Genomic DNA, 17,634 nt, shown 5'->3' on the forward strand with positions numbered 1-17,634 from the left:
CGGCGGTCAGCGGTCGGCGACCAGGGCCTCGGTCGCGTGCAGGGCCGGATCGGCCGGCAGGTCGGGATCGATGATCAGCTGGAGCAGCAGGCCGTCCAGCACGGCGGTGAAGAGCATGGCGGTGCCCTCGCGGCGCTCGGCGGGCCAGCCGGGGCGCAGGTGCTCCAGCCGCGCGGCGACGCGGGCCCGCACGTCCCGGGCCCAGTCCCGCCGCTCGGCGCCCATCCGCGGGTCGCGCAGCGCGCGGACCAGCAGTTCGGCGGTGAGCCTGAGGTTGCGCTCGCCGGCGAGCATGGCCAGGACGCGCTCGCGCAGCACCCGCAGCGCGGCCGCCGCGTCCGGCGCGGCGACCAGCGCGTCCACCACCGGGTCGACGATCGTCTCGCTGGCCCGCTGCGCGACGGCGACGTGCAGGCCCGGCAGCCCGTTGAAGTAGTGGTGGAGCAGTCCCGGCCGGATCCGGGCCCGGTCCGCGACCGCCCGGGCCGTCAGCGCGGCCCAGCCGCCCTCGGCGAGCAGGTCGAGCCCGATCCCCACGAGCTGCTCCCGGCGTGCCAGGCCGCGGGGTGTGGACGCGCGAGGCTCCTCGTGGGTCATCACGCCACGCTATCCCAACGCTTGCACCGTGCAACCGATCGAGATCGGCGCGGGCCCCGATTCCCCGGGGGCGCACGGGGTAGGGGCCGCTGCATGATCGATGCGGTGCTCTTCGACGTCGACGGCACGCTGGTCGACACCAACTACCTGCACGCCGCCACCTGGTGGCAGGCGTTCCTCCAGCACGGGCACACCGTCCCCATGGCGGACGTGCACCGGGCGATCGGCATGGGCTCGGACAAGCTGCTCGACCACCTGCTCCCGGAGGACCGGGACCCGGACGCCGACGACGCCATCCGCACCGCGCACACGGCCCTGTACGCGCAGTACTGGTCGCGGCTGCGGGCGTTCGACGGCGCCGCCGACCTGCTGCGGGCCTGCGCCGGGCGGGGAAGCCGCGTCGTGCTGGCCAGCTCCGCGGCCGCGCCCGAGCTGAAGGCGCTGCGGGCGGCGCTGGACGCCGACGACGCGATCGACGAGGCCACCTCCGGCTCGGAGGTGGAGGCGACCAAGCCGGCGCCCGACCTCGTCCAGCTCGCCCTGGAGCGCGCCGGGGTGCCCGCCGCGAAGGCCGTGTTCGTCGGCGACACCCGCTGGGACGTCGAGGCGGCCCGGCGCGCGGGCATGCCGTGCGTGTGCGTGCTCACCGGCGGCTGGAGCCGCGCCGAGCTGGAGGAGGCGGGCGCGGCGGCCGTCTACGACGACCCCCGCGCCCTGCTGGACGACCTTGACCGCAGCCCCCTCGCGGTATGACCCGCGCTAGGCCTTGCGGTCCCGCTCGGCGGCGAGCTGGAGCGCCACGTCGATGATCATGTCCTCCTGGCCGCCCACGTAGCCGGCCTCGCCGACCTTCTGCAGGATCTCGTGCGCCGGGACGCCGTAGCGCTCGGCGGCCCGCTCGGCGTGCAGCAGGAAGCTGGAGTACACGCCCGCGTACCCCTGCGTGATCGCGCCCCGGTCGGCGAACGGCAGCCGGTGCAGGAACGGCTTCACCACGTCGTCCGCAGCCGCCATCGCGCCCTGCACGTCCACGCCGGTCGGGACGCCGAGCCGCTCGAACGTCGCGACCAGCACCTCGGTGGGGGAGTTGCCCGCGCCCGCACCGAGCGCGCACAGCGCCCCGTCGATCTGCCGCGCGCCGTTCTGCTGCGCCAGGACGGAGTTGGCGACGCCGAGCGAGAGGTTCTGGTGGCCGTGGAAGCCGACCTGCGCCTCGTGCCCGATCTCCTTGACCAGCGCGCTGATCCGCTCCTGCGCCTCGCCGAGGACGAGGGCGCCGGCGGAGTCGACGACGTAGACGCACTGCGCGCCGCCGTCCACCATGATCCGGGCCTGCCGCGCCAGCTCCTGCGGGCCCACCCGGTGCGACAGCATGAGGAACCCGACGGTCTCCATGCCGAGGTCGCGGGCGGCGGCGAAGTGCTGCAGCGACACGTCGGCCTCGGTGCAGTGCGTGGCGACCCGGGCGACGGACGCGCCCGCGTCGTGCGCCATCTTCAGGTCGTTGACCGTGCCGAGCCCCGGCAGCAGCAGGACGGCGATCTTGGCCCGGGTCGCCTCGTCCACGGCGGCGGCGACGAGCTTGACGTCGTCCTCCAGCGAGAAGCCGTAGTTGAAGGACGACCCGCCGAGGCCGTCGCCGTGGGTGACCTCGATGACCTCGACGCCCGCGGCGTCCAGGGCGTGCACGACGCCGCGGACCTGCTCCTCGGTGAAGCGGTGCGCCATCGCGTGGCTGCCGTCCCGCAGCGTCGAGTCGGTGATCCGGATCTTCTCGCTGACGTCGCTCACCTGGTTCACATCGCTCATGAGGAGGCCTTCCTGCGCGCGAGCTGCTCGCCGACCCTGGCGGCGGCCGCGGTCATGATGTCGAGGTTGCCGGCCCACGGCGGCAGGTAGTCGCCGTTGCCGCGGACCTCCAGGAACACCGCGACGCGGGCCATCCCGTTCCAGATGTCGCGGGGCTCGTCGAACTGCGGCTCGGCCCGCAGCGTGTAGCCGGGGACGTAGGTGGCGACCTCCGCGACCATCTTCTCGATCGACTCCGCGATCGCCTTGGTGTCGGCGTCGGAGGGGATCGCGCAGAACACCGTGTCCCGCATGATCATCGGCGGGTCCACCGGGTTCAGGATGATGATCGCCTTGCCCCGCCCGGCGCCGCCGACCTGCTCGATCGCGCGGGCCGTGGTCTCGGTGAACTCGTCGATGTTCGCGCGGGTGCCGGGACCGGCCGACCGGGACGCGATCGACGCGACGATCTCCGCGTACGGCACCGGCACCACCGACGACACCGCGTGCACGATCGGGATCGTCGCCTGCCCGCCGCAGGTGATCATGTTGAGGTTGGGGGCGTCCGAGAGCGAGTCCAGGTTCACCGGCGGGCACACGAGGGGGCCCGTCGCGGCCGGCGTGAGGTCGATCGCCGTGATCCCCGCCTCCTCGTAGCGGGGCGCGTTGGCCAGGTGCGCCTTCGCCGACGTCGCCTCGAACACGATGTCGGGCAGCGTGGGCTGCTTCAGCAGCCAGTCCACGCCCTCCGCCGACGCCGGGACGCCCATCTTGCGGGCGCGCTCCAGGCCGTCGGACTCCGGCACCACCCCGACCATCGAGTGGACGTCGATCAGCTCGCTGCGCTGGAGCTTGACCAGCAGGTCGGTGCCGATGTTCCCCGGCCCGACGATCGCCGCCGTCAACTTGCTCCCTGTTCCCTGCGAGGGGGCGACCCCCCGCGCCCCCCGGGACGCTTCGCTCATTTCAGCCCCTCCCTTCCAAACCGGGCGGTAACGGAACCGATCCCGGCGAACGTCGCCGTCAATGTCTCTCCGGGTGCGACCGGCACGGCCGCGGTGATCGAGCCGGGCAGCACCACGTGCCCGGCCTCCAGGCTCACGCCGCGCTCGCCGAGGACGTTGGCCAGCCAGACCAGCGCGTTGATCGGCGACCCGAGGACCGCGCCGCCCGCGCCGGTGTCGATGAGGTCGCCGTCGCGCCGCAGCAGGCAGCCCATCAGCGAGAGGTCCTGGTCGTCCAGCCGGACCGGGCGGGTGCCGAGCACGACGCCGCCGCTGGAGGCGTTGTCCGCGATCGTGTCCGGGAGAGTGATCTTCCAGTCCGCGATGCGGGAGTCGATGACCTCCAGCGCGGGCAGCACGTACTCGACGGCCGCGACCGCGTCGGCCGCGGTGGCGCCGGGCCCCGCCAGCGGGCGGCCCAGCACGAACGCGATCTCCGGCTCGATCCGGGGCTGCAGGAAGCGGCCGGTGTCGATGGGGGCGCTCTCCGGCAGGAACATCGTGTCCAGCAGGACGCCGAAGTCCGGCTGGTCCACGCCCATCTGGCGCTGCATCGCGGCCGAGGTCAGCCCGACCTTGTGGCCCTTGATCCGCGCGCCGGCGGCCTTCCACGCCTCGACCTGGGCGAGCTGGACCGCGTAGGCGTCGGCCACCGACATGTCCGGATGGTCCTTCGTCAGCGGCGAGATGGGAGTGCCGGTGGCGTACGCGTCGAGCAGCGCGGCCGCGGCCTTCTCCACGGAACCCGGGTCCATGGGGCCGTCCTTTCGTCGTATGGGCAGGCCGAGCCTCTCCCGCCGGGGGCACCGCGGGCAACGCGCCCGTCCCGCGTGGTGGGACACTTCTTCCATGCCGCCCGTCCCGTCCGAGGAGAGCTTCCTGCGCCGCGTCGTCGCGGTGCTGTCGGCGTTCCGGCCGGAGGACGACGGCCTCGGCGCCGCCGAGCTCGCCCGCCGCAGCGGCCTGCCGAAGTCGACCGCGCACCGCATCGCCCTCGACCTGGTGGACGCCGGGCTGCTGGAGCGCCGCGGCACGCGGGTGCGGCTCGGGCTGCGGCTGTTCGAGATCGGGCAGCGGGTGCCGCGCCAGCGGGTGCTGCGGGACGCCGCCGTCCCGTACATGTCGGACCTGCGGGAGGCGACCCGCCAGACCGTCCACCTCGCGGTGCTGGAAGGCCGCGAGGTCGTCTACGTGGAGATCCTCGGCTCCTCCGGCGGGCCGCGGCTGCCGTCGCAGGTGGGCGGGCGGCTGCCCGCGCACGTGACCGGGGTGGGCAAGGCGATCCTCGCGTTCTCTCCGCCGGACGTGGTGAAGCGCGTGCTGGAGTCCGATCTCGCCAAGGCGAGCGAGCGCAGCGTGACCGCGCCGGGGCTGCTCGCCCGGGAGCTGGAGACGATCCGGCGCGAGGGCGTCGCCTACGACCGGGAGGAGTCGGGCCGCGGGATCGTCTGCGCCGCCAGCCCCGTCCTCGGCCCTGAGGGCCTGGTCCTCGGCGCCCTGTCGGTGTCGGGCTGGGCGACCCGGATGCGGCTCGCCGCGGTCGCCCCGGCCGTCCACACCGCCGCCCTGACCCTGTCGCGCACCCTGGGCGGTTAGGCCGACCGGACGGCCGGGCGCGCCGGGCGGTCAGCGCTCCGGCAGGCGGCGGGCCAGGAGCTGGGCGAGGTGCTCGCCGTCGCGGTGCGCCAGCTCGCGCAGCTGCGTGCGGCAGCTGAACCCGTCGGCCAGGACCACGCCGTCGTCCCCGGTCCTGCGGACGGCCGGGAGCAGCTGCTGCTCGGCGACGGCGACCGACACCTCGTGGTGCCCCTGCTCGACGCCGAAGTTGCCGGCCAGCCCGCAGCAGTTGCCGAGGCGTTCGACGTCGGCGCCCGCCTCCCTCAGCAGGTCGGCGTCCTTCGCCCAGCCCATGACGGCGTGGTGGTGGCAGTGCGGCTGCGCGATCCCGGTGACGCCGGACAGGTCGGGCGGCGTCCAGTCCGGGGTCTCGGCGAGCAGCTCGGCCAGGGTGCGGGTCGCGGCGGCCACCTCGCGCGCGGCGGCCGCGTCCACCCCTCTCAGCAGCTCCTCGGCGTCGGACCGCAGCACCCCGGTGCAGGACGGCTCCATGCCGACGACCCTGGCGCCGCGCCGGACGTGGGGGAGCAGCGCCCGCACGGTGCGCCGCGCCTGCGCCCGCGCGCCGTCCAGCTGCCCGGTCGAGATCCACGTGATCCCGCAGCACACGGGGCGCTCGGTCACCGTGACGCGGTACCCGGCGTGCTCCAGCACCCGCACGGTCGCCCGGCCGACCTCCGGGGAGAAGGCGTCGGTGAAGCTGTCCACGAACAGGACGACGTCGCCGTTGCGCCCCTCGGGGCTGCGGTGGGAGGCGAACCAGCGCCGGAACGTCACGGGCGCGAGCGCGGGGAGCGTCCGCCGCCGGTCGATGCCGGCGCCCCAGGCGAGCAGCGGCCTCAGCGCCCGCGACCGCAGCGCCGCGTTCACCGCCTTGATCGTCGCGGGCGCCCGGGCGGCGAGCCGCGTCCACCGGGGGAGCAGGCCGAGCGCGTAGTGGGAGCGCGGCCGGATCCGCCCCCGGTACCGCCGGTGCAGCGCCTCCGCCTTGTAGGAGGCCATGTCGACGCCGGTCGGGCAGTCGGAGGCGCAGCCCTTGCACGCCAGGCACAGGTCGAGGACGTCGTGCAGGGCCTCGGAGCGCCAGCCGTCCGGTCCGAGCTTGCCGCTGACGACCTCCTGCAGGACCCGGGCCCGCCCGCGCGTGGAGTCCTTCTCCTCGCGGGTCGCGAGGTAGGACGGGCACATCACGCCGCCCGCGCCGGTGTTGTCGGCGCGGCACTTGCCCACGCCGGTGCAGCGGTGCACCGCCCGGGACAGGTCGCCGCGGTCGTCCCGGTAGGCGAGAGCGAGGCCCCGGTCCAGCGGGATCGTCCGCACGGCGCGCAGATCGGCGTCCACGGCCGCCGGACGGACGATGATGCCGGGGTTGAGCAGGTCGTCGGGGTCGAAGACGTCCTTGACGGCCGAGCACAGCGCCAGCGCCTCGGCCGAGTACATGTGCGGCAGCAGTTCGCTGCGCGCCCGCCCGTCGCCGTGCTCGCCGGACATGGTGCCGCCGTGCCGGGCCGCCAGCGAGGCCGCGTCGTTCAGGAAGTCGCGGAAGACGCGCGTCCCGTCGGCCCGCCCGAACGGGAAGTCGATCCGGACGTGGATGCACCCGTCGCCGAAGTGCCCGTACGGGACGCCGAACAGGTCGTAGCCGGCCAGGAGCGCCTCGAACTCCCGCAGGTAGGCGCCGAGACGCTCGGGCAGGACGGCCGCGTCCTCCCACCCGGCGTGGGCCTGCTCGCCGGCGGGCGTGCGCGCGACGAGCCCGGAGCCGTCCTCGCGGATCCGCCACAGCGCGTCGGCCAGCGCCATGTCCTCGACGAGCGCCGAGTCGGCGCAGCCGGACGCGGCGACGATCTCGCGGGCCGTGGAGCGCAGCGCCCCGGCCTCGGGCCCGGCCAGCTCCACCAGCAGCCAGCCGGAGCCGGACGGCAGCGGCGGGACCGCGCCCGCGCCCCGCCGCTCCCGCACGACGTTCACGATCCGCGAGTCCAGGCCCTCGCACGCGACCGGGCCGTGCGGCAGGATCGCCGGGACGGCGTCGGCCGCCTCGGCCATCGACCCGTACCCGAGCACCACCAGCGCCCGGTGCGCGGGCTCCCGGACCATCCGCACCCGCGCCGCGAGCGTCAGCGCGAGCGTCCCCTCGCTGCCCACCAGCGCCCGGGCGACGTCGAACCCCCTCTCCGGCAGGAGGTGCTCCAGGGAGTATCCGGAGACCTGCCGCCCGAACCGCCCGAACTCCGTCCGGACGAGGGCCAGGTTCTCGCCCACCAGGCCGCGCAGCCGCTCCAGCAGCACGCTGTCCGCGCGCGCCCCCGGCACGTCGCCCAGCCGGAGCCGCTCCCCGGATCCGGTGACGACGTCGAGGCCGAGCACGTTGTCGCTCGTCCGCCCGTAGCCGAGCGCCCGCGACCCGCACGCGTTGTTGCCGATCATCCCGCCGAGCGTGGCCCGCGTCCGGGTCGAGGGATCGGGCCCGAACCGGAGCCCGTGCCCGGCCGCTTCCCGGTGCAGGTCCGCCTGCACGATGCCGGGCTCGACCAGCGCCGTGCCCGCCTCGGGGTCGATCTCCAGCACCCGGTTCAGGTGCCGGCTCACGTCGACGACGACCCCCGGCCCGACCGCGTTCCCCGCGATGGACGTCCCGGCGCCCCGCATCGTGAGCGGTACCCCGGCGTCCCGGCAGACCGCCAGCACGGCCGGCAGTTCGCCGGCCTCACGGGGCGTCACCACGACCTTCGGGGGCACCCGGTACAGCGAGGCGTCCGAGGAGTACATGGAGCGCGCGAGCGCCGAGTCGTCCACCCCGCCGACCCCGGCCGCCCGCAGCGCCTCCACCAGTTCGCCGTGCTCACGATGGTCGGTCACGGTGACAACGGTAGGTCATCGCGCGCGCCGCCGGTCGCCGGGCTCCCGCGTCCTCGCGGGGCCTTCGTCGGGACCAAGGTCCCTACCGCGCGTCACCGCGCTCCACGAGGGTGAAGCGGCGGAAACCGATCACGGTTATCCGCGTGACGTATGGGGAAGGCCCCCCGAAATCGGGCTGACGGAGGCAGGGGACACGGTGAGTGGGACACGGCGGGCGGCGGAGGCCGGCCCCGCGGAGACCGGGGCGGGCGGTGACGGCGGACGCCCCATGGTCATGCTGGTCATGGCCACGATCGGGTTCGCGGTCAACTTCTGGGCGTGGGCGCTGCTGAGCCCCCTCGGCCCGCGGTTCAAGGATTCGTTGGACCTGTCGTCGTTCGAGCAGTCGCTGCTCGTGGCGGTGCCCGTGGTCGTGGGCTCCCTGGGGCGGATCCCGGTCGGCGCGCTGACCGACCGGTTCGGCGGGCGGGTGATGTTCCCGGCGGTCTCGCTGTTCACCATCGTGCCCGTCCTCTACCTGGGCCTGGCCGGGACCTCGTCGCTGGCGTCGCTGCTGGTGGGCGGGTTCTTCCTCGGCATCGCCGGCACGACGTTCGCGGTCGGCGTACCGTTCGTGAACGCCTGGTTCCCGCCGCAGCGGCGCGGGCTGGCGGTCGGGATCTTCGGCGCCGGGATGGGCGGTACCGCGATCAGCGCGCTGACGACCGTCAAGGAGGTCGACCGGTACGGGATGGAGTTCCCGTTCGTGGTGATGGCCGTGCTGCTCGCCGTGTACGCGGCGGCCGCGTGGCTCGTCCTGCGGGAGGCCCCGGGGCGCACCGCGCCGACCGAGCCGCTCGCCAAGCGGCTGGTCGCGACGGCCCGGATGGGCGTGACCTGGCAGATGTCGGCCCTGTACGCGGTGGCCTTCGGGGGCTATGTTGCGTTTTCGGTGTATCTGCCCACATATCTGAAGACCGAGTACGGGCTGTCGCAGGCGGACGCCGCGAACCGGATGGCGGGCTTCGTCCTGCTCGCCGTCGTGATGCGCCCGATCGGCGGATGGCTGTCGGACCGGATCGGCGCGGCCCGGGTGATGACCGCGGCCCTCGCCGTGACGGTGGCGGGCGCGGCGGCGCAGGCGTCCGCGCCCCCGCTGATGCCGCTCGGGACGATCGCGTTCCTCGCCATGGCCGCCGCGCTCGGCGCCGGCAGCGGCGCGACGTTCGCGCTGGTCGCGCAGCTCACCCCGGTGAGCAAGGTCGGCGCGGTCACCGGCGTCGTCGGCGCCGCGGGCGGCCTGGGCGGGTTCGTCCCGCCGCTGGTGATGGGCTTCGTCTACGGAAGCTACGGCTCGTACGCCGCAGGACTCGTGGCGCTCGCGCTCGTGGCCGCGGCCGCGGCGGTGTTCACCGCCACGGTCGTGCGCCGCGCGGTGCAGAGCCGCCAAGCCGCATAGGGAAGGGAAGCAGAGTTGAGCTCGACCGATGGCCGGCCCGGACTGGACGGCCCGCTGGAAGACGCACTGGTGAGCACGCGGCGGTACTTCACCCGCGCGCAGGTCTCACCGGATCTGCGGACCATGACCAAGAAGGGCGGGCGGCAGGCGGACGCGTTCTACCGGGACCGCTGGTCGCACGACAAGGTCGTGCGCTCCACGCACGGGGTGAACTGCACCGGGTCCTGCTCCTGGAAGGTGTACGTCAAGGACGGCATCATCACCTGGGAGGCGCAGCAGACCGACTACCCGTCGGTGGGCCCGGACCGCCCCGAGTACGAGCCGCGCGGCTGCCCGCGGGGCGCGTCGTTCTCCTGGTACACCTACTCGCCGACGCGCGTGCGCTACCCGTACGTGCGCGGGGTCCTGCTGGAGATGTACCGGGAGGCCAGGGCGCGGACGGGCGATCCGGTGGAGGCGTGGCGCGAGATCGTGTCCGATCCGGAGAAGAGCCGGGTCTACAAGGGCGCGCGGGGCCGCGGCGGGCTGGTGCGGGCGTCGTGGGACGAGGCGACCGAGATGATCGCCGCCGCGCACGTCCACACGATCGCCGAGTACGGCCCGGACCGGGTCGCCGGGTTCTCCCCGATCCCGGCGATGTCGATGGTGTCGCACGCGTCGGGCGCCCGGTTCGTGTCGCTGATCGGCGGGACGATGCTGTCGTTCTACGACTGGTACGCCGACCTCCCGGTGGCGTCCCCGCAGGTGTTCGGCGACCAGACCGACGTGCCCGAGTCGGGCGACTGGTGGGACGCCGGTTACCTGATCATGTGGGGCTCCAACGTGCCGGTGACGCGGACGCCGGACGCGCACTGGATGACCGAGGCCCGCTACCGGGGCCAGAAGGTCGTGGCGGTCTCCCCGGACTACGCCGACAACGTCAAGTTCGCCGACGAGTGGCTGGCGGCCCAGCCCGGCACCGACGGCGCCCTTGCGATGGCCATGGGGCACGTCATCCTCAAGGAGTTCTTCGTCGACCGGCAGGCGCCGTACTTCGCCGACTACGTCAAGCGCTACAGCGACCTGCCGTTCCTCGTGCGGCTGGAGGAGCGCGACGGCGTCTGCGTCCCGGGCAAGTTCCTCACCGCGGCCGACCTGCCGGGCGCCGAGGCCGAGTCAGAGCACGCCGCGTTCAAGACCGTGATCCTGGACGCGAACACCGGCCATCCGCTGGTGCCGAACGGGTCGCTCGGCTTCCGGTACGGCGACGCCGGCGTGGGCAAGTGGAACCTGGACCTGGGCGACGCCGACCCGCTGCTGTCGGTCGAGGGCGGCGAGGCCGTCGAGATCGAGCTCGCCCGGTTCGACGGCATCGACGGCGCGCCGGGGACGCTCCGCAGGGGCGTGCCGGTCCGGGACGTCGGCGGCCACCTCGTCACCACCGTCTACGACCTGCTCCTCGCCCAGTACGGGGTCGGGCGGGGCGGCCTGCCCGGCTCCTGGCCGTCCGGGTACGACGACGCGTCCGAGCCGGGCACGCCGGCCTGGCAGGAGACCATCACCGGCGTCCCCGCGCAGGCGGCCGAGCGGATCGGGCGCGAGTACGCGGCGAACGCCGAGGAGTCCCGCGGCCGGTCGATGATCATCATGGGCGCGGGCACCAACCACTGGTTCCACTCCGACACCATCTACCGGACGTTCCTCGCGCTGACCACGCTGACCGGCGGGCAGGGCGTGAACGGCGGCGGCTGGGCGCACTACGTCGGCCAGGAGAAGTGCCGCCCGGTGACCGGGTGGGCGCAGCTGGCGTTCGGGCTGGACTGGTCCCGCCCGCCCCGCCAGATGATCGGCACCGCCTTCTGGTACCTGCATTCCGACCAGTTCCGCTACGACCAGTTCGACGCGGGCACGCTCTCGGCGGCGACGGGCGGCGGGCAGCTCGCCGGACGGTCCACGGCCGACGTGATCGCGAAGGCGGCGCGGCTGGGCTGGATGCCGTCCTACCCGACCTTCGACCGCAACCCGCTCACCCTCGCCGACGAGGCGGAGGCCGCGGGGAGGCAGGCCGGCGAGCACATCGTGGACGAGCTGAAGGCCGGCCGGCTGAAGTTCGCCTGCCAGGACCCCGACGCCCCCGAGAACTTCCCCCGCGTCCTGACCGTGTGGCGGTCCAACCTGCTGGGCTCGTCCGCCAAGGGCAACGAGTACTTCCTCAAGCACCTGCTCGGCGCCGCCGACGCCGTACGGGCGGAGGAGACGCCGCCGGACGAGCGCCCCAAGGAGGTCGTCTGGCGGGACGAGGCCCCGGCCGGGAAGCTGGACCTGCTGCTGTCGCTGGACTTCCGGATGACCAGCACCACGGTCTACTCCGACATCGTGCTGCCGGCCGCGACCTGGTACGAGAAGCACGACCTCAACACCACCGACATGCACCCGTTCGTGCACTCGTTCAACCCGGCGATCGCGCCGCCGTGGCAGACCCGGAGCGACTGGCGTGCCTTCCAGGACATCGCCGTCCAGTTCAGCCGGCTCGCCGAGCGGCATCTGGGCGTCCGCAAGGACGTCGTCGCCGTGCCGCTGCTGCACGACACCCCCGACGAGATGGCCACCCCCCACGGGCGCGTCGCCGACTGGGCCGAGGGCGAATGCGAGCCCATCCCCGGCGTGACGATGCCGAAGCTGGTGACGGTGGAGCGCGACTACCCGGCCGTCGCCGCGAAGATGACCGCGCTCGGCCCGCTCGCCGAGCGGCTCGGCGCGACGACCAAGGGCGTCACCTTCGACATGGAGGGCGCGGTCCAGTACCTGAAGCACAAGAACGGCGTGGTGCGGGGCGGCCCGGCGGACGGGCGCCCGTCGCTGCGGCGGGACGTGCACGCCTGCGAGGCGATCCTGGCGATGTCCGGGACCACGAACGGGCACCTGGCCACCCAGGGCTTCCGGGCGGTGGAGAGGCGCACCGGGCAGCGCCTGGCCGATCTGGCCGCCGAGCACGAGGGCAAGCAGATCACGTTCGCCGACACCCAGGCGCGTCCCGTCCCCGTCATCACCTCCCCGGAGTGGTCGGGGTCGGAGGCCGGCGGGCGCCGGTACTCGCCGTTCACGATCAACGTGGAGCGGCTCAAGCCGTGGCACACCCTGACCGGGCGGCAGCACTTCTACCTCGACCACGACTGGATGGCCGAGCTGGGCGAGCAGCTGCCGACGTTCCGGCCGCCGCTCAACATGTCCGCCCTGTTCGGCGAGCCCGAGCTCGGCGAGACCGGCGAGCTGGGGCTGACCGTCCGGTACCTCACCCCGCACAACAAGTGGTCGATCCACTCCGAGTACCAGGACAACCTGTTCATGCTGTCGCTGTCGCGCGGCGGCCCGGTGATCTGGATGAGCGGGGTGGACGCCGCGAAGATCGGCGTGCGCGACAACGACTGGATCGAGGCGGTGAACCGCAACGGCGTCGTCGTCGCCCGGGCGATCGTGTCGCACCGGATGCCGGAGGGCACGGTGTACATGTACCACGCGCAGGACAAGCTGATCGACGTCCCGCGCTCGGAGACCTCCGGGCGCCGCGGCGGCATCCACAACTCGCTCACCCGGCTGCTGATCAAGCCGAGCCATCTCATCGGCGGCTACGCGCAGCTGTCGTTCGCGTTCAACTACCTCGGCCCGACCGGCAACCAGCGCGACGAGGTCACGGTCATCCGCCGCCGTTCCCAGGAGGTGCAGTACTGATGCGGGTCATGGCGCAGATGTCGATGGTGATGAACCTCGACAAGTGCATCGGGTGCCACACCTGCTCGGTCACCTGCAAGCAGGCGTGGACGAACCGCAGCGGCGTCGAGTACGTGTGGTTCAACAACGTCGAGACCCGGCCCGGGCAGGGCTACCCCCGGCGGTACGAGGACCAGGAGCGCTGGCGCGGCGGCTGGACGCTGAACCGGCGCGGCCGGCTCGCCCTCAAGGGCGGCGGCCGGCTCCGCAAGCTCCTGACGATCTTCTCCAACCCCAAGCTGCCCGGGATCGACGACTACTACGAGCCCTGGACCTACGACTACGAGACCCTCACCAACGCGCCCCTGCAGGAGCACACGCCGGTCGCGCGGCCGAAGTCGCTGCTGTCGGGCGAGGACATGAAGGTCTCCTGGTCGGCGAACTGGGACGACGACCTCGGCGGTTCGATCGAGCACGGCGACAAGGACGTCCTGCTCAAGGAGATCTCCGACAAGGTGAAGATGGAGTTCGACAAGACCTTCATGTTCTACCTGCCGCGGATCTGCGAGCACTGCCTCAACCCCAGCTGCGCGGCGTCCTGCCCGTCCGGCGCGATCTACAAGCGCACCGAGGACGGCATCGTCCTGGTCGACCAGGACCGCTGCCGCGGCTGGCGGATGTGCGTGTCGGGCTGCCCGTACAAGAAGGTGTACTTCAACCACCGCACCGGCAAGGCCGAGAAGTGCACGTTCTGCTTCCCGCGCATCGAGGTCGGCATCCCCACCGTCTGCTCGGAGACCTGCGTGGGGCGGCTCCGCTACATCGGCCTGGTCCTCTACGACGCCGACAGGGTGCTGGAGGCCGCGTCCACCCCGGACGACACCGGCCTCTACGAGGCGCAGCGGCAGGTGTTCCTGGACCCGAACGACCCGGAGGTCGTGGCGGCGGCCGAGCGCGACGGCATCCCGGCCGACTGGATCGAGGCCGCGCAGCGCTCCCCGATCCACGCCCTGATCAACACCTACAAGGTGGCGCTGCCGCTGCACCCGGAGTACCGGACGATGCCGATGGTCTGGTACATCCCGCCGCTGTCGCCGGTCGTGGACGTCGTCCGCGACACCGGCCACGACGCCGAGGACAAGGGGAACCTGTTCGCCGCGATCGACGCGCTGCGCATTCCGGTCGAGTACCTCGCCGAACTGTTCACCGCCGGGGACACCGCCCCGGTGGACGCCGTGCTGCGGCGGCTGGCCGCGATGCGGTCCTACATGCGCGACATCAACCTCGGCCGCGAGCCCGACGAGACGATCCCCCAGGGGGTCGGGATGTCGGGGGAGGCGATGTACGACATGTACCGGCTGCTGGCGCTGGCCAAGTACGACGAGCGGTACGTGATCCCCACCGCGCACGCCGAGCAGGCCCACGGCCTGGAGGAACTGGCGACCGAGTGCGCCCTCGACTACGAGGGCGGGCCGGGCATGGGCGGGGCCGGCATGGGCGGCGGCTCCGGGCCGTTCGGCGAGGCGTCCGGCGGTCCCAGCCCCATCGCGGTGGAGAACTTCCACATGCTCAGGGAGCGGCAGACCTCCGACAACCCGGTCGACCCCGCCGACAAGCACAAGCGCGTCAACCTGCTGAACTGGGACGGCAAGGGCGCCCCGGCCGGGCTGTTCCCCGCCCGCAAGGACGAGGGCCCGGGCCCGGACGGCGGCAACCCGCCCGCGGACTCGGGCGACGCGGAAACGGAGCCCAAGCCGTGAAGATCAGACCCGCGAGCAAATCCGGCCTCAGCGATGCCGAGCTGGCCACCGCCTGGCAGGCGGCCTCGCTGCTGCTCGGCTACCCCGACGAGGAGCTGCTCGGGCGGCGGCCGCTGCTGCGCCGGGCCGTGGCGGGCCTGCCCGCGCCCGTCGCGGAGCCGCTGGGCCGCTTCCTCGACCATCTGGACGCGACCCCGCCGCGCGAGCTGGCGGCCGACTACGTCGCCACGTTCGACCACCGCAAACGCTGCTGCCTGTACCTCACGTACTACGCCTACGGCGACACCCGCAAGCGCGGCATGGCCCTGGTGCGGTTCAAGCAGGCGTACCAGGCGGCCGGGCTCGACCTGGACGAGGGCGAGCTGCCCGACCACCTGTCCGTCGTGCTGGAGTTCGCCGCCACCGGCGACCTCGCCCAGGGCCGCCGGCTGCTCCTGGAGCACCGCGCCGGCCTGGAGCTCCTGCGCCTGTCCCTCACCGAGTCCGGCTCGCCGTGGAAGGACGTCCTGGACGCCGTCGCGGCCACGCTGCCGCCGCTGACCGGGCGGACCGAGGAGGCCGTCGCCCGGCTCATCGCCGAAGGCCCGCCGGAAGAGGAGGTCGGCCTCGCCCCCTACGGCGCCGACGCGACCGCCATGGGGCCCGTCTTCCTGCCCGATCCCGTCCTTGGAGCCCGCTCATGACCAGCGACCTGCCCGTCCTCGCCGCCGAGAGCGGCGGCGAACCCGGCGTCGGCGGCATCCTGCTCTGGGTCGCCCTGCCCTACGTCGCCGTGGCGGTGTTCGTCCTCGGGCACATCTGGCGCTACCGCTACGACAAGTTCGGCTGGACGACCCGCTCGTCCCAGCTCTACGAGCGGCGGCTGCTGCGGATCGGCAGCCCGCTGTTCCACTTCGGCATCCTCGTCGTCGCGCTCGGCCACGTCGGCGGGCTGCTGATCCCCGACAGCTGGACGCGGGCCGCCGGCGTGACCGAGGACATGTACCACATCGTGGCCGTGGTGCTCGGCACCATCGCCGGCTTCTGCACGCTGGCCGGACTGGCGATCCTGATCTACCGCCGCCGCACGGTCGGGCCGGTGTTCTCCGCCACGACCCGCAACGACAAGCTCATGTACGCCGTCCTCGCGCTGACCATCCTCCTCGGCCTGTCCGCGACCGTCGTCGCGAACATCATCGGCGGCGGCTACGACTACCGGGAGACGGTCTCCCCCTGGTTCCGGTCGATCTTCTACCTGCGGCCCGACCCCGCGCTGATGACCGGCGTGCCGATCCTGTTCCAGCTCCACGCGATCAGCGCGCTCGTCCTGTTCGGCATCTGGCCGTTCACCAGGCTGGTGCACATGCTCACCGCACCGATCGGCTACCTGACCCGCCCCTACATCGTCTACCGCAGCCGCGACGAGCAGCTCGGCATGCACCGGCCCCGCCGCGGGTGGGAGCGGGCCTGACAGACCCGGGGCGGTGCCGGACTCCGCGAGGGCGGGCGGTAACGTCCGAGGGCAACCCTTCCGACCACCGCCCCGCCTGCCCCCGGAGGACCTCGTGCTCGCCGTCACCCTCGCCGACCTGCGGATCTTCCTGCACGTCCTCGCCGCGACGATCTGGGTCGGCGGGCAGATCACGCTCGGCGCCCTCGTACCCGCGCTGCGCGGCTACGAGGGCGTGACCAAGGCCGCCGCACGCCGGTTCAACGCGATCGCCTGGCCCGCGTTCGCCGTCCTCGTCCTCACCGGCATCTGGAACATCACCGCCGGCGACCTGGGCGGCCCCGCGCAGCGCACCCTGGAGGTGAAGCTCGTCTTCGTCCTGCTGTCCGGGGTGGCCGCGTTCCTGCACATGCGCGCCACCTCCAAGGCCGGACTCGCCGTCTGGGGCGCGCTCGGCGCGCTCGGCGCCCTCCTCGCGCTGTTCTTCGGCGTCCAGCTCGGCTGACGGCCGCGGCACCCGGCCCGCCTCCGGCCTGCGCCGGGAAGCTGGTAGATCGTCTAGGTTTGTCCCATGAGCGATTCCGTGGCGGTGGGGCTGGTCGGAGCGGGACCCTGGGCGGGGATGGTGCACGCGCCCGCGCTGGCGGCGGGCCCGGCCACCCGGCTCGCGGGCGTGTGGGCGCGGCGGCCGGAGGCGTCCGCCGCGCTGGCCGGCGAGCACGGCGCCCCGTCGTTCGAGCGGATCGAGGACCTGTTCGACGCCTGCGAGGCCGTCGCGTTCTCCGTCCCGCCGGACGTCCAGGCCGACCTCGCCGCCCGCGCCGCCCGCGCGGGCAAGGCCGTCCTGCTGGAGAAGCCCCTCGCCATGGACCTGGACGGCGCCCGCCGCCTCGCGGGGGCCGTCGCCGAGGCGGGCGTCGTGTCGCAGATGGTCTTCACGCTGCGCTACTCGCGGGCCGCCCGCGACTTCCTCGACCGGACGCGGGGTCTTGAGCCCTTCGGCGGCTACGGCTCGTTCGTGTCGTCCGTGCTGAGCGGGGGACCCTTCGCCACCCCGTGGCGGCTGGAGAAGGGGGCGCTGCTCGACCTCGGCCCCCACATCGTCGACCTGCTGGACGCCGCGCTGGGCCGGGTCGCCGGCGTCCGCGCGCACGGCGACCCCCTCGGCTGGCTGGGGCTGACGCTGGAGCACGAGGGCGGCGCGATCAGCCAGGCCTCGGTGTCGATGGCGGGCATGGGGGAGCTCCCGCCCGCGCACGTCGAGGTGTACGGGCGGGGCGGCCACGCGCGGCTCGACTGGTCGCAGCTCGGCGACGACGCGTTCGCCACGATGGTGGCCGAGTTCGCCGCCGCCGTCCGGAGCGGGACGAGCCCGGCGCTGGACGCCGCCCACGGCCTGCGCATCCAGGAGGTGCTCGCCTCGGCCGAGGCTCAGCTGACCGCCTGAGCTGC

General features: G+C 73.5%; 14 protein-coding genes. 9 read left to right on the plus strand and 5 right to left on the minus strand.

Annotated features, from left to right (window positions below; genetic code table 11):
* Positions 1-6 precede the first annotated feature (6 nt).
* The gene (locus AB0C21_RS34875) at positions 7-597 is read right to left on the minus strand and encodes a TetR/AcrR family transcriptional regulator (protein WP_200842427.1); all 591 of its coding nucleotides are present in this window, start codon (positions 595-597) and stop codon (positions 7-9) included.
* A gap of 93 nt (positions 598-690) precedes the next feature.
* Between AB0C21_RS34875 and AB0C21_RS34880 the strand changes: the two genes are divergently transcribed.
* A complete protein-coding gene (locus AB0C21_RS34880) occupies positions 691-1,350 on the plus strand; it encodes an HAD family hydrolase (RefSeq protein ID WP_500210102.1) in 660 nt (219 codons plus the stop codon).
* A gap of 6 nt (positions 1,351-1,356) precedes the next feature.
* Here the strand turns inward: AB0C21_RS34880 and dmpG are convergent, their stop codons facing one another.
* From dmpG to AB0C21_RS34895, 3 genes are read right to left on the minus strand one after another with little or no spacing between them, the layout of a single operon-like run.
* On the minus strand, positions 1,357-2,406 hold the full coding sequence (gene dmpG, locus AB0C21_RS34885) for a 4-hydroxy-2-oxovalerate aldolase (protein ID WP_500210104.1): 1,050 nt from the start codon (positions 2,404-2,406) through the stop codon (positions 1,357-1,359).
* The gene (locus AB0C21_RS34890) at positions 2,403-3,290 is read right to left on the minus strand and encodes an acetaldehyde dehydrogenase (acetylating) (RefSeq protein ID WP_500210105.1); all 888 of its coding nucleotides are present in this window, start codon (positions 3,288-3,290) and stop codon (positions 2,403-2,405) included. The genes dmpG and AB0C21_RS34890 overlap by 4 nt, the downstream gene beginning before the upstream one ends.
* Positions 3,291-3,346: 56 nt before the next feature.
* Positions 3,347-4,144, minus strand: coding sequence for a 2-keto-4-pentenoate hydratase (locus AB0C21_RS34895; protein WP_500210106.1), 798 nt, complete (start codon positions 4,142-4,144; stop codon positions 3,347-3,349).
* Positions 4,145-4,238: 94 nt separating this feature from the next.
* Between AB0C21_RS34895 and AB0C21_RS34900 the strand changes: the two genes are divergently transcribed.
* Positions 4,239-4,985, plus strand: coding sequence for an IclR family transcriptional regulator (locus AB0C21_RS34900; RefSeq protein ID WP_500210108.1), 747 nt, complete (start codon positions 4,239-4,241; stop codon positions 4,983-4,985).
* A 30-nt stretch (positions 4,986-5,015) separates the two neighbouring features.
* On the opposite strand, the gene AB0C21_RS34905 is transcribed toward AB0C21_RS34900, so the two are convergent.
* Entirely contained in the window at positions 5,016-7,778 is a 2,763-nt protein-coding gene (locus AB0C21_RS34905) for an FAD-binding and (Fe-S)-binding domain-containing protein (RefSeq protein WP_500210151.1), read from the minus strand.
* A gap of 286 nt (positions 7,779-8,064) precedes the next feature.
* Here AB0C21_RS34905 and AB0C21_RS34910 point away from each other — a divergent pair, with 286 nt between their 5' ends.
* The 7 genes from AB0C21_RS34910 to AB0C21_RS34940 all read left to right on the plus strand — a co-directional run bounded on the left by AB0C21_RS34910 (position 8,065) and on the right by AB0C21_RS34940 (position 17,629).
* A complete protein-coding gene (locus tag AB0C21_RS34910) occupies positions 8,065-9,306 on the plus strand; it encodes an MFS transporter (RefSeq protein WP_500210110.1) in 1,242 nt (413 codons plus the stop codon).
* Between the two features lie 15 nt (positions 9,307-9,321).
* The gene (locus AB0C21_RS34915; RefSeq protein WP_500210112.1) at positions 9,322-13,014 is read left to right on the plus strand and encodes a nitrate reductase subunit alpha; all 3,693 of its coding nucleotides are present in this window, start codon (positions 9,322-9,324) and stop codon (positions 13,012-13,014) included.
* Complete coding sequence (narH, locus tag AB0C21_RS34920) at positions 13,014-14,753, plus strand: nitrate reductase subunit beta (RefSeq protein ID WP_500210114.1); 1,740 nt, start codon at positions 13,014-13,016, stop codon at positions 14,751-14,753. The genes AB0C21_RS34915 and narH overlap by 1 nt, the downstream gene beginning before the upstream one ends.
* A complete protein-coding gene (narJ, locus tag AB0C21_RS34925) occupies positions 14,750-15,436 on the plus strand; it encodes a nitrate reductase molybdenum cofactor assembly chaperone (protein ID WP_500210115.1) in 687 nt (228 codons plus the stop codon). The genes narH and narJ overlap by 4 nt, the downstream gene beginning before the upstream one ends.
* On the plus strand, positions 15,433-16,203 hold the full coding sequence (gene narI, locus AB0C21_RS34930; protein ID WP_500210117.1) for a respiratory nitrate reductase subunit gamma: 771 nt from the start codon (positions 15,433-15,435) through the stop codon (positions 16,201-16,203). The genes narJ and narI overlap by 4 nt, the downstream gene beginning before the upstream one ends.
* 94 nt (positions 16,204-16,297) lie before the next feature.
* Positions 16,298-16,687 (plus strand): hypothetical protein, encoded by a 390-nt coding sequence (locus tag AB0C21_RS34935; RefSeq protein ID WP_149264676.1) that lies wholly within the window; start codon positions 16,298-16,300, stop codon positions 16,685-16,687.
* 66 nt (positions 16,688-16,753) lie between these two features.
* A complete protein-coding gene (locus tag AB0C21_RS34940; RefSeq protein WP_500210119.1) occupies positions 16,754-17,629 on the plus strand; it encodes a Gfo/Idh/MocA family protein in 876 nt (291 codons plus the stop codon).
* The last annotated feature ends 5 nt before the right edge of the window (positions 17,630-17,634 follow it).

Origin of the sequence: Spirillospora sp. NPDC049024 (assembly GCF_040649235.1) — a bacterium.
Lineage (GTDB): Bacteria > Actinomycetota > Actinomycetes > Streptosporangiales > Streptosporangiaceae > Spirillospora.